This is a genomic window from Mesorhizobium sp. AR10 (assembly GCF_024746795.1).
Taxonomy (GTDB): domain Bacteria; phylum Pseudomonadota; class Alphaproteobacteria; order Rhizobiales; family Rhizobiaceae; genus Mesorhizobium.
On sequence record NZ_CP080523.1, the window covers coordinates 312,973 to 323,900 of the forward strand.

At 63.2% G+C, this 10,928-nt stretch carries 13 protein-coding genes; 4 read left to right on the top strand and 9 right to left on the bottom strand.

Annotated elements, in window-relative coordinates:
* Positions 1 to 19: 19 nt before the first annotated feature.
* The gene (locus tag LHFGNBLO_RS01540) at positions 20 to 685 is read left to right on the top strand and encodes a helix-turn-helix domain-containing protein (protein ID WP_258600439.1); all 666 of its coding nucleotides are present in this window, start codon (positions 20 to 22) and stop codon (positions 683 to 685) included.
* 31 nt (positions 686 to 716) lie between these two features.
* On the top strand, positions 717 to 1,349 hold the full coding sequence (locus LHFGNBLO_RS01545) for an FMN-binding negative transcriptional regulator (RefSeq protein WP_258600440.1): 633 nt from the start codon (positions 717 to 719) through the stop codon (positions 1,347 to 1,349).
* Between the two features lie 260 nt (positions 1,350 to 1,609).
* Here the strand turns inward: LHFGNBLO_RS01545 and LHFGNBLO_RS01550 are convergent, their stop codons facing one another.
* Both LHFGNBLO_RS01550 and LHFGNBLO_RS01555 read right to left on the bottom strand, forming a co-directional pair.
* A complete protein-coding gene (locus LHFGNBLO_RS01550) occupies positions 1,610 to 3,847 on the bottom strand; it encodes a relaxase/mobilization nuclease domain-containing protein (protein WP_258600441.1) in 2,238 nt (745 codons plus the stop codon).
* Positions 3,844 to 4,251 (bottom strand): hypothetical protein, encoded by a 408-nt coding sequence (locus LHFGNBLO_RS01555; RefSeq protein ID WP_258600443.1) that lies wholly within the window; start codon positions 4,249 to 4,251, stop codon positions 3,844 to 3,846. The genes LHFGNBLO_RS01550 and LHFGNBLO_RS01555 overlap by 4 nt, the downstream gene beginning before the upstream one ends.
* A gap of 218 nt (positions 4,252 to 4,469) precedes the next feature.
* Between LHFGNBLO_RS01555 and LHFGNBLO_RS01560 the strand changes: the two genes are divergently transcribed.
* Positions 4,470 to 5,150 (top strand): ParA family protein, encoded by a 681-nt coding sequence (locus tag LHFGNBLO_RS01560; RefSeq protein ID WP_258600445.1) that lies wholly within the window; start codon positions 4,470 to 4,472, stop codon positions 5,148 to 5,150.
* Positions 5,147 to 5,554 carry a hypothetical protein gene (locus LHFGNBLO_RS01565; protein WP_258600446.1) on the top strand — a complete coding sequence of 136 codons (408 nt, stop codon included), beginning with the start codon at positions 5,147 to 5,149 and terminating at the stop codon, positions 5,552 to 5,554. Before LHFGNBLO_RS01560 ends, LHFGNBLO_RS01565 begins: the two co-directional genes overlap by 4 nt.
* Positions 5,555 to 5,674: 120 nt before the next feature.
* Here the strand turns inward: LHFGNBLO_RS01565 and LHFGNBLO_RS01570 are convergent, their stop codons facing one another.
* From LHFGNBLO_RS01570 to LHFGNBLO_RS01600, 7 genes are all read right to left on the bottom strand, one after another.
* Positions 5,675 to 6,016 carry a hypothetical protein gene (locus LHFGNBLO_RS01570; protein WP_258600447.1) on the bottom strand — a complete coding sequence of 114 codons (342 nt, stop codon included), beginning with the start codon at positions 6,014 to 6,016 and terminating at the stop codon, positions 5,675 to 5,677.
* Between the two features lie 58 nt (positions 6,017 to 6,074).
* Positions 6,075 to 6,398, bottom strand: coding sequence for a DUF736 domain-containing protein (locus LHFGNBLO_RS01575; RefSeq protein ID WP_006205585.1), 324 nt, complete (start codon positions 6,396 to 6,398; stop codon positions 6,075 to 6,077).
* Positions 6,399 to 7,112: 714 nt separating this feature from the next.
* Positions 7,113 to 7,334 carry a hypothetical protein gene (locus tag LHFGNBLO_RS01580; RefSeq protein WP_258600448.1) on the bottom strand — a complete coding sequence of 74 codons (222 nt, stop codon included), beginning with the start codon at positions 7,332 to 7,334 and terminating at the stop codon, positions 7,113 to 7,115.
* A gap of 606 nt (positions 7,335 to 7,940) precedes the next feature.
* Positions 7,941 to 8,360, bottom strand: a complete 420-nt coding sequence (locus LHFGNBLO_RS01585; protein ID WP_128305978.1) for a hypothetical protein — start codon at positions 8,358 to 8,360, stop codon at positions 7,941 to 7,943.
* The gene (locus LHFGNBLO_RS01590) at positions 8,350 to 8,610 is read right to left on the bottom strand and encodes a type II toxin-antitoxin system prevent-host-death family antitoxin (protein ID WP_057143280.1); all 261 of its coding nucleotides are present in this window, start codon (positions 8,608 to 8,610) and stop codon (positions 8,350 to 8,352) included. Before LHFGNBLO_RS01590 ends, LHFGNBLO_RS01585 begins: the two co-directional genes overlap by 11 nt.
* A 62-nt stretch (positions 8,611 to 8,672) precedes the next feature.
* Positions 8,673 to 9,614, bottom strand: a complete 942-nt coding sequence (locus tag LHFGNBLO_RS01595; protein ID WP_258600449.1) for a DUF2493 domain-containing protein — start codon at positions 9,612 to 9,614, stop codon at positions 8,673 to 8,675.
* A 246-nt stretch (positions 9,615 to 9,860) separates the two neighbouring features.
* A complete protein-coding gene (locus LHFGNBLO_RS01600; protein WP_258597495.1) occupies positions 9,861 to 10,925 on the bottom strand; it encodes a toprim domain-containing protein in 1,065 nt (354 codons plus the stop codon).
* Positions 10,926 to 10,928: the final 3 nt, after the last annotated feature.

The window sequence follows — 10,928 nt, forward strand, 5'->3', positions numbered from 1 at the left end:
AAGAGCCCAAGTCAATATAATGACCGACACCCCGACACCTTTAGAGACCGAGCAGGAGCTGGGCCAGGCGATCGCGATCCGGATCCAGGATCTGAGACGCGACCAAAAACTGACACTGGATCGATTGGCCAAACTGACTGGCCTGTCCAAAGGGACGGTTGTCGCGCTCGAGCAGGGTAGGGCAAACCCGAGTATCGCCATCCTCTGCCGTCTGGCGGCGGCGTTTTCGCTATCGGTTGCCGATCTGCTGAACGACGAACCTTCCACAGTTCCCGACCGTCCGATCGAACGGAGTATCTCCAGGACGCTTTGGACGAGCGCCAAAGGCAGCAAGGCACAGCTTCACACATCGACCTCGGGGCGCACGATGTTCGAACTTTGGAGCTGGGTCCTCATGCCGGGCGATGTGTTTGCCGCCGATGCGCACAGTCCCGATACGCGAGAACTGCTCTCGGTTACCCAGGGCTCGCTTAAGGTCACGGTGGGCAGCCACGAGATCATTCTAAATGCAGGCGAGAGTGCGCGCCTCGTTACAGATCAACCCCACTCGTATGCCGCAACATCTGATATGCCCGCCCACTTCTCGATGGCGGTGCTTGAGCGCGGCGGACAGCGGGTTCCGGCACCTTCTTCACAGGCAGCCACGTCGCCCCCGGCTGTTTCGCAAGACCTCGCAGACCACTGACAACCGCCCCTTCACGACAGGAGATCCACCTTTGTACGTTCCTCCGCATTTCGCCGTGCCCGATCAGAACGCCCTCTTTGATCTTATCGAAAAGCACCCGTTTGGTATCCTGATCACCCACAGCAATGGCTCACTCGACGCGAACCATATCCCCTTCGAGCTCGACCGCTCAAAGGGCGATAAGGGCGTCCTCAATTGCCATGTCGCCCGCAAAAACCCTGTCTGGCAGGAAGTCGCCAATGGCGATGAAGTCCTCGTCGTCTTCCGAGCGGCCGGCGCTTATATCTCGCCGAACTGGTATCCAAGCAAACACGAATTCCACAAGCAGGTGCCGACCTGGAACTATCTCGTTGCCCACGCCCATGGTCGCATCACCGTCCGGGACGATGAGCGCTATGTGCGCCGCAACGTCGCGAAGCTCACTCACATGCACGAGGCCAACCAGCCGGCCCCGTGGAGCGACGCGCCGAAGGATTTCATTGACACAATGGCCAAAGCGATCGTGGCCTTGGAGATCGATATCACCAGCCTGGTTGGAAAATTCAAACTCAGTCAGAACAAAGAACTGCGCGACATCCAGAACGCCGGGGAGACGCTGACTGCTCAAGGCGCTGTTGAGGTGGGAGAAGCGATGCTCGCGGCGGCGGCGGCCAAACCCCAATAGCAGCTATCTTGTCCCGACAAAGCACAGGTGCTGGATTTCCCAACGGTGACCTTGAGAGACAAATGGAGAGACAAATGTTTCGGCTCGCCGGAAACGGGACCAGCATCTGACCACCCGCGATGTGGCAGGTAGCAGATTTCAATATCATGCCCCGCAATGAGATGCGTGGATCCTGAACCTCCGAGGCACGAACAAGCCTCGGCGACATTGTGGTTCCCTGCACTCTCCCACGCTTCAGAGGGCCGGCAAGCAATCTTTGCTCAGCGCTCGTAATCGTTATCATTCGAGCGCTGGGTCTTGCGGTCCTGCTCTTCAGCCTGCTGTGCCTTCTGTTTGTTGGCGTCCTTCTGTTTGGCTCTCACCTTCTCCTGCTCGGCGCCTGTGCGCGGCTCCTCCGGCTGGCGGGGATCGTCCCGAGTTGGCAGGTCTCGCCCTCGCGCCTCGCGCTCGGGGGTCGGTTCCTCACCGCCACCACCACGACGCTGCTGCTGCCGCTCGAATTGCAGCCGCGCGAGACGATCGTGCATCTTGTCGTTGACCTCTTCACGATACTGTTCGAATTGTCCTTGATGCGCCGGCGGCAGCGTCTCGCGCATGTTGTCCAGAGCCTGATTGACGCGGGCCATCTGACGCCGCATTTCCAAGGGGGTTTGCGCCATGTTCAAATCTCCTATCAGTGCATTCAATTCTCTCATACCGGGATGGGACAGGAAAGACTTCTGCCCCGATTCAGCTCCGCGACCCGCGGCAGGACCTGGCTGCCCCTCCCCTGTCCGATCGCGACGGAACCGCAGAAAATTGTTGCCGATCGACTCCGCTGCCGCGAGAGCCTGACCGACTACGCCCGCGGTCCGCATCGTCGTCACAGTCTTTTGCCATGCGGCAGCGATTGCATCGCCGTTCACGACAAGGGATTGCCCATCCAAACGACGTTGCCGCTTGGCCTCGACCCGCTCGATCGTCCTGGCGCTTACCTGGTAGCGCGGATCGCTCTGGGCGCGGCTGTAGGCTCCGGCATGCTCCTTCGTGAATGGCCGCGTCATCGCATGATCCATCCGCCGCGTCGCCACCATCGCAATGCCGTTCTCGCGTGCTTTTTCCGCAAAGGTCTCGCGCCAGGCTGCGAGATCCGGCTTGTAGAATTTCAGGCGTTCGCCGTCGGCTGACCGTGCCTGCACCATCGCATGGATATGGACGTGCTTGGTGTCCTTGTGATGCGCCAGGACGAACTTGTATCCTGGCGCGCGCTCCTCAAGCACGGCGCGCGCCGCAGCCATGACGGCGTTGGCATCGGTGCCGGCCCTTGCCGAGAAAAGCAGGTGATAGGCATTGCGGCGCTCACGCCCCGAAAACTGCGGGCGCCATTGTTCATAGACCGAAGCCGCCGCCTTCGTGGAATTCTTCACCCCAGGCACGGGCTCGCCATTTGCGTGGCGGACCTGGCTGTGGGTGCGGATGAACTTCTGCAGGAAATATTTCGCCTTGGGTTCACGGCTGACGGCCGCCGTTATCTCTGCCTGGGCTACCACCCCCGCCGCGCCCATGGCTTCAGACAACCGCGCCTCGATCTTGTCGAGCGCCTTGCTGCGCGAATTCTCTCGACCAGCGGCCAGGACTCTCGCAAGCGGCCCTGCCCGCTCATCGGTGTGCGCGTATACCTGCACCGTCTGTCCATCCTGTGCATAGATGAACGGTTTTGCACCGAAGGCCTTCTTCAGCGCCTCGCTCAAGGCGGCATCGGTGACCTCGCCGGCGAGCTCGAAACGAACCTCAATAAAATTGGTATTTTCCAAGGGTGGTTCGAACGTCTCGCAAAACGTTTCCAGGAACGCCTTTCGTGCGCCGCCTGTCGCAAGGACCTGTCCATCCTCGTCAAAAATCTCGATGTCGTGCTTCTCGCCTTTTTCGTCCTCGCGCTTCCCTATGTAATTGAGAAGCCGAGCGGCGGCTTCCTTGGTCGATGGCGGATTGGGCATGACCTTGAACACAGCAGGCTGCGCGCCCGCCGCATAGCCTGCCCGTGCCGCCACGGCACGCGCCTGATAGCCCGCCCGCGCCGCTCGTCCTGTACCGCTTGGGCGACCAGCACCACGGCCGCCGCCGCCGCGCCGCTTCCAGTCTTCCTCCTCCTCTTCCGGCCGGAAACCCGCGAGCGTGGCGCCATAGACCATGATCGGCGCGCTAGGGGCCCTGGGCGAGCTCGCAGCAGCAGTGGACTTCGGTGCCCTGCTGGACATGGAGCTCCCCGCCGCCCCCAATCCTCCCGGCGACGAACGAGGGGCGTTGCTGCCGCCACCTGCCGTCGAGCCGGCTTGTCCTTGCCCGAGGCGTCCGCCGCCACCGGTCCGCTCATAACTCTTCATCGCCTGGAATTCGCTGGCCTCGCCTCGGGCGCCCGTCAGAGAATTGTCATCGTCCAGCTCCTCACGCTTCACACCAGACTCGCCCCGCAGATAGCGTTCTATTTCGACCGCATAGCCAGCAAGACGACCGCTCATGGCCTGGCCTCCCTCGCCTTGCGGAACCCGCCAGTCATCGCCTTCAGTTCCTCGCGGAACTGCCGCACAAGGTCGCCCACGGCGATCAACGCCTCCTCAAGATCCTCATCATGGGCAACACGGCGGTCGTTCATGGCGCGCACGGCCTGATTGAAATTGACGCTGACGCGCCGCAGCTGATCGGTCATGTCCACGATCGCCGGCCGCAACGCCTCTGACGCGACAGGCAGATGCCCGGCCTCTGCCCGCACCAGACGCCGGACGACCTCGCTGACGGTCACGCCGTCCCGCTCCGCAATGGCTTTGAGGCTGGCCAGCTCGTCAGCCGAAAACCGGATGTGCGTCACCTCGCCATAGCGTCGTGACGCGCTCTTGACCGCTGCTTTCTGGGCGTCTGCATCCATCTCTCAAGCCCGCTTGCGGGCGCTAAGGCCCACCAGGGCCGCGCCGCCTATTTTGTGTGTATCACAAAATAGGCTTTCCTGCCAACAAGGAAGAGTGAAAATTACGGGCGCACGTTTTCTCACCGGCCAACATGGACCGTGATTTTGTTTCATGTGTCCATGATGACTTGTTTCCATGTTAACATGGAAACAAGGAGACAACGCGGGAAGGAGGCCCCATGATCATCTCCGCTGCGATCCCAAAGGGTGGCACTGGCAAATCGACGATGCTGCGCACCCTCGCATCCGTCGCGCTGCATCGGGGTTATTCGGTCACTCTTATCGATGGCGACCGGCGGCAGAACATGAACCGCTGGTTCCAGATGCTGGGCGACGCTGGCAATCGTCCTGACAGGCTCCAGACGGTGAGCGCGATGACCCCGCAGGAAATCCTCGACGCGGCAGCCACTCACAACGGTGAGCGCTCCGTCGTCTTGATCGATACGGAAGGCACCACAAATGACAACCTCATGGCCGGGCTCTTCGCGGCCGATATTGTCGTCGTGCCGGTCTATTTTGCCCTCGACGACGTGACCGCCGCCATCCAGATCACGGACCACTATATTCCGCTTGCGGTCGAAAGCCGTGGTAGACCGCTGCCTGCCATATTCGTGCTGACCAAGCAGACCATCATCGATGGCAGGGCGCGAGCCCTGACCGAACTGCGCGCCATCATCCAGGCCAACGGCACTCCGATTGCAGAACACGTCCTGCACAATCGTGTTGCCTACCGCGACCTTCAGACCGGGCAGACCCTTTACAGCCCCGCGGTGCCTGACGCGAAGGCGATTGCCGAGAGCGAAGGGGTCTTTGACGACCTTCTGCAAACCTTCATCGAAGCCACAAGGAACGCGGCATGAGTGAAGAAACCGCACCTAAACCCGGTGACGACAAGAAAGCCCGCATGATGAAGGCGATCTCCACGCAGCCGCCGGCGCTGCCGAGCATGTTCATCCCACCGAAGGCCGAGACGTCAGGGGCCAAGGAGCAAGCTACGCCACAGATGCAGGAACCGACAAAGCCGTCCCCGGCAGTTGGGCCCGATTTCCGCAAGCTGCTGCGGCAGGGTCAGAAAAAGGACCCCATCGCCGGAAAGAAGATTCGCGAGGAGGAGATGATCCGCTGCGGTTACTACCTGACCGCTGCGGAGCAGCGCCAGTTCAAGTTGCTGGCGATCAGCAACGGGCACAGCATGACTGAACTGCTGCGAAAGGCTGTGCAGGATTATATCCGCGTTCATAAGCACAAACTGCCGAAGGAATAATCGGCGGTATGGAGTCGCTGTCGCATGCTGTGACGGGTGACGTTCGTGGCTCTTTGCGACGCGCAAAAAAAAGGGCCCGCGACGGAGTGTTCCGTCGCGGGCCCTTTTTTTTGTGTTTGCCTACTCGGGTTGGTTGAGGTGTTTCAGCAGTTCACCGAGGATTCCGTCCCGTTCCGAACGATCGCCGGCTGCCGCTTTGTCCTCGACCAGCTTTGCAGCCATTTCGGGCGGCAGCGGCATGAAGTTGTAGCCCTGCGCAGTTGCGGCGTGGCGAAGATATCCAAGCGTTTCGAACGCGCGATCGGCGGTGCCAAGCCAGAGCGCGGGCTCGTCGGTTTCTTCGTGCGGGAACGCTTGCAGGAAGTAGGTCCGAAGCGGTGGATCGTACCCGATGACAGCGTCTGGATCCGAGCGGACCTGTCCGGTGACGGTGCCAGTGACAGTGATGGTGTAGCGGCTCATTGCAACCTCCTTTTGCCGGTGGGGAAGCCGGCCCCTCGAGGGGCCGGCCACCGATGCCTCACTGGGGGTTGTTCCAGAGGATGACCTTCTTGTTTTCCTCGCCACCCGGGGCGGGAGCGAGGTTGCCGAAGATCACGCCGATCTCGGGGGCTTCCAGCTTGACCGAGAGGTATTCCTCGCCCGAACGCTGGGAGATGCGGTGCCAGCCGGCTCCGATCTCGAAGCCCGTGCGCTTGTTGACGATCCGGTAGTCGGGCGCGTCCTCGCGCGACTTGTTGGTGTTCGGGATCAGGGTGATCGGGGCGTTGACCCGGAGCGTGGCAAAGACGCCTTCCATCGAGCCGTCGGCCTTGGTGGTGAGGTTTGCGATCGTGGTGGCCATGGTAGTTCTCCTTCGGTTGCATCGGGACCATTCCCGATGGCGCCAAAGGAGAGGGCCGTCCTGCTGCGGTCATCTCGGCGAAAATTCTGGAAAATTCTATTTGCCGAAAAATAGCGGGCAGGCCCTTCGCCTGTCCGCAGGCAAAAAACAGAAATCGAATTTTCCTGAATATTCGCCGAGTGTACCCCCAACGGGGGTTGACCGCACAAAGCAGGCGGTCGTCTACAAAGGCGACATGAAACGGGAATGGCCCCGGATGCGACCGAAGGAAAAGAACTCAGGCCGCCATCGCTAGACCGCCGACGCAACGGTGCCGGATCGCAGGAACATGCTGCAGCCTCTCGGGTCATGTCGTCGGCATTGCCAACACATCGAAAAGCAGCCTGGCGCGTGACCGCCTTGCCTGTTCGGTATGGCGGCATAGCGGTTTCGAGATCGGGGCCGGCTGGCAGCGGCCTTCACGCCCCCTCGGGGATGATACCGCGCAGTCAGGTTGGATGACCCGGCAAGCCAGCATGTTGTTCGGCACGCTTGCACCCGCTTCAGAGGCGAGACGGGTCAAGATGATCATCCGCACAACGCCCCGCAGCTCTGCGCGTGGACCGGTTTCGAAAGGGGGCCAGCTCCGTCCGCCCATACAAGTGGATTAGGCGACGAGAAGCCGGATCAACATATCGGATTGAACCCGCCGGGCTGTCGGCAGGACCGCATCCATCATTCTGGCAACGCCAGACGCTCCTCCGGCGTCATGCGGGCTTCGGCTTGGCGGCGAATGTCCGGACCGGCATGGCGGAGCATGGCGCACCAGTCCTCCACATTGTACGTCGTCGCCATCCGGCCCCTGGCCAGATCGTAAATGACGCACGGCTTGTTCGCGATTGCGAGCCGAAGCACGTCGACGGCCGTGCCGGGTGATGCGCCGTCCCAGACCATCATGCCAAAAGTCGGCGCGCCGCGGCATCTCCCCGGTCCTTGGCGGCGTCGTACCAAGATCCATGAGTGCCTCCAGGTGACGGGACATGGTAGGCGGCCCAGTCGCCCAGATTGTTGTGGGGTTCCTTGCCGGCATGGAAGACCCCGACATGCTCGTACTTGTAGCCCGCGAGCAGGCCCTGCGCCTCTGCATCGGCTCCCGACGCGTCGCCAACCAGCACGCCGTGCTCGGCAGCAACGATTGCGCCGATGCGAGCGATCGAGGTTCCGGCAGCTCGAATATCTCGCGCGATCCACCTATGAATATCATCGACATGGTGACTTTCCCTTCCTCTCCAGCGCCCCCCGCCCCGCTCCGGCCGCCCTCTCCCCCTGACCCTGCGCGAGGGATCGTCACCCGAAGGCCGAGACGGCGAAGCCGGCTCGGGAAGCGGCGGGACGCCGCGACGAGAGCCCGGCCGGCCGCAGGCCGGCGCGCCCGAACCCTGCCGCTGCCGGAGGCGCTACGCGCATCTGGCTAGTGGCGCTTCGCGCTTGGAGCTAGTGGTCTTTGTCGGCCAGCCAGAGGCTCACGTCCTGGATCGAGCGCATGGCCGCGAAAAGAGAACGTCAATCCAGACGGCTGACGCGGCGGCCCTCGCTGCGCGCTTCGATAAAGGCGCCTGCGATCTTCATCATGAATGCCTTGCTGAAACGACCGAGGGGCTTACCGTCGGATTCGATGTACCAGGAGCGTTCGGCAATATCGTAGTTGTATTCGTCAACCACAATCCAGCAGCGTTTGAGATCGGTCAGACCGGCGCGGCGGCACTCGATAGCGGAGACCTCCAAACCGACCCGATCGCTGGTCGGTGGCTGGGTGGTTATCGCCAGGAGCGCAAGATGGGTCAGGCCATCTCTTGCGCCGCGGACAGCGATGACCACGCAGGTCGGCCGGCTCTTGCGGCCTTCCGTTTCGCCGCGCTCGTGCTGCCATGCCCAAAGATACGGGTAGGAGATCACCTGACCAGGCAGAAATCTACCGCTCATCATCGTATCCTTCCCCGCGCGCCAATCGGTCGATCTCGGCGGCGAAGAGTTCCGTGTGTTCCTCCGGCATCTCGGAGACATGGTATGCGCGGCGGGGATCGCCGCCGATGCGCATCCGTTCGTAGTGCTCGTAACTCATCAGCACGAACCGGGGTTTCCGGTGCTTGGTAAGAATAACGGGTTCGCGGCTGGCAACGTCGGTGACGTCGCCAACCTGCTTGTTGAGATCCCCCGTCGTGAACTGGCGCATGGCTGGACTCCTTATCGATCTCCATATTATCTGGATTTTCTTGATTTGCAAGAAAACGGCGCTCACGCGCCGCCCTCCGCGAACCGCCAGACGGGGATGCCCAGCCGACGCGCCTTGTCGGCAAGGTTGTCGGTGATCCCGGAGCCGGGGAAGACGATCAGACCGTAGGGCACCACCGAGAGAAGCTGGTCATTGCGGCGGAACGGAGCCGCCTTGGCGTGTCGGGTCCAGTCCGGCTTGAAGGCGATTTGAGTGACCTTGCGGTTCTCGGCCCAGCAAGCGGCGATGCGCTCGGCGCCGCGCGGGCTGCCGCCGTGGAGCAGAACCATGTCGGGATGCTTCTCGCGAGCCTTGTCGAGCGCGTCCCAGATCCGGTCGTGATCGTTGCAGTCGAGACCGCCGGCGAAGGCGATCTTGGTCCCGGCTGGAACGAGCACCTCGGTTTCGGCGTGGCGACGGGCGGCGAGGAAGTCGCGGGAGTCGATCACCGCAGCGGTCATCGCCTGGTGGGAGACCTTGGAGCCGGTGCGCGGCCGCCATGCCGATCCGGTTTGTGCCTCGTAGAGGTCGGCGGCCTCATCGCGCATGATTTCGAGCACGTTGCGGCGCTCGATATAGCTGATGCCTTCCGCGGTCAGCCGCTCCAGCTCGACCGACTTCACCTCCGAGCCGTCCTGCTCCTGCTGGCTCGAGCGCTGCGCCTCCCCGTTGCGGTCGAGGCTGCGGGCGACGCGCTCGGCGGCACGGTGGAAGACGTTTGCGAAGGACCAGAGCAGGTCGTCAAGATCGGGTTCGAGCCTCGTGTCGCCAAGCATGCCGGCGAAGGTCTCGACGATCCCGGCGAGGCCGGCCCGGATCACTTCGTCGTCGGGAAGTGGCCGAGGATCAGGTTCGTCCTGATGCGGGCGATGGCCGTACATCTGCAGTTCGAGGATGACGCGGTCGGTCGGCGAGGAGGCGTGGTAGGGCTCATAGGCCTCGTCGAAAGGAAGCTCGTAGGTCATGGCGTGTCTCCGTCGGTTGAGGCCGCGCCTATCGCGGCCTGACAGCGCTCCCCGGCCGCGCCGCGGGCGCGGCCGCACCGAAGGCCGAAGCGCGAGCGCAGGACGGCGCAGCCGTTGCGGCCGTGACCGGGGGGTGGCAGGGGTCGCCTCTCGGGCAGGCCGCGGGCGTGGCTCTCCGGCGGACCGCCGCAATGCCTGCAAGGCTTCCGGTGACGCCGCCCCTGCCCGCCTGCCGGCCCCGCCCGTTCATCCGGGCGGCAGGAAGAGACGGGCATCCTCCGGGACGAGCTGATCGCTGAGCCATGCCGCGAGATGGGCGGGGCCGAGATGGCGCAGATCGTCGTTGAAGTCGCCGAGCTGCGGCCTTAACACCAGGGCGAGAACCCCCGACTCGCCTGCGCGCTGGCTGAGACGCTCGATGCCGTGCCGGCCGGCGGCGTCGGCATCGGCCGCGATGTAGAGGCGACAGCAGCCGGGCGGCAAGATCAGGCCGGCGAGGTGATTGGCCGAGGTGGCGGCTGCCACCGGCAGCGCCGGCATCACTACCTTAAGCGAAGCCATCGTCTCGAAGCCCTCGCCGGCGGCCATGACCGGGACTGGCGCACCGTGTTCAAGGCCGAGCCAGACGCCGTTGCCCAGCAGATGACCAAGCGAGCGGCGTGGATCGGCGAGCTGCGCCTTGCCGATCTTGCCACTCGGGTCGAGCCCAGGGGAGAGGTAAGTGCGCTGCAGGCCGGTGATCTGCCCGTTGAGGTTGGTGACAGCGGCAATCAGCGCAGGATGAGTCTGCGTTTCGCCCGTCACGAGATCCCGGTAGTAGCAGCCGGGATGAAAGCGCAGGGCTCGCTCATGCGCGGAGAGCAGAATGCCGCGACCGGCAAGGTATCGTTCGGCCAGCGTGCCGGCGATCGGCTGCGTCATGGCGAACAGGCGACGCGCCGCCTCAGGCGAGCCGCGTGCCGCGGCAGGTTGGCGCTGCGTGCCAAAGGGCTGGGGCGGGGGCGGTGGCGGCGGCATGGAGAGGAAGCGACGTGCTTCATCCGCGACCTCGCGGAAGTCGACCAGACCACAGCTCTGCTCGATGACGTCAAGCAGGTCGCCATATTCCCCCGACGACTCGTCGACCCACTTTCCGGCTGCCTTGTCGCCGACCGCCTTGAGCCGCACATGCATGGAACGGCCGCGCGTGTTGCGGACATCGCCGACCATCCAGTAATTGCCCGAGCGATGGCCGTTGGAGAGATATTCGCGGCACACCGCTTCGGCATGATCGCCAAGGCGGCGTGCCAGCTTGGAGGCCGAGCCGGACATGAT

Coding starts and splice junctions, on each gene's coding strand:
- LHFGNBLO_RS01555 (WP_258600443.1), bottom strand. CDS start 4,251: ATGGATGCAGACGCCCAGAAAGCAGCGGTCAAGAGCGCGTCACGACGC.
- LHFGNBLO_RS01580 (WP_258600448.1), bottom strand. CDS start 7,334: ATGATGGTCTGGGACGGCGCATCACCCGGCACGGCCGTCGACGTGCTT.
- LHFGNBLO_RS01560 (WP_258600445.1), top strand. CDS start 4,470: ATGATCATCTCCGCTGCGATCCCAAAGGGTGGCACTGGCAAATCGACG.
- LHFGNBLO_RS01595 (WP_258600449.1), bottom strand. CDS start 9,614: ATGACCTACGAGCTTCCTTTCGACGAGGCCTATGAGCCCTACCACGCC.
- LHFGNBLO_RS01540 (WP_258600439.1), top strand. CDS start 20: ATGACCGACACCCCGACACCTTTAGAGACCGAGCAGGAGCTGGGCCAG.
- LHFGNBLO_RS01565 (WP_258600446.1), top strand. CDS start 5,147: ATGAGTGAAGAAACCGCACCTAAACCCGGTGACGACAAGAAAGCCCGC.
- LHFGNBLO_RS01590 (WP_057143280.1), bottom strand. CDS start 8,610: ATGCGCCAGTTCACGACGGGGGATCTCAACAAGCAGGTTGGCGACGTC.
- LHFGNBLO_RS01550 (WP_258600441.1), bottom strand. CDS start 3,847: ATGAGCGGTCGTCTTGCTGGCTATGCGGTCGAAATAGAACGCTATCTG.
- LHFGNBLO_RS01570 (WP_258600447.1), bottom strand. CDS start 6,016: ATGAGCCGCTACACCATCACTGTCACTGGCACCGTCACCGGACAGGTC.
- LHFGNBLO_RS01600 (WP_258597495.1), bottom strand. CDS start 10,925: ATGTCCGGCTCGGCCTCCAAGCTGGCACGCCGCCTTGGCGATCATGCC.
- LHFGNBLO_RS01575 (WP_006205585.1), bottom strand. CDS start 6,398: ATGGCCACCACGATCGCAAACCTCACCACCAAGGCCGACGGCTCGATG.
- LHFGNBLO_RS01585 (WP_128305978.1), bottom strand. CDS start 8,360: ATGAGCGGTAGATTTCTGCCTGGTCAGGTGATCTCCTACCCGTATCTT.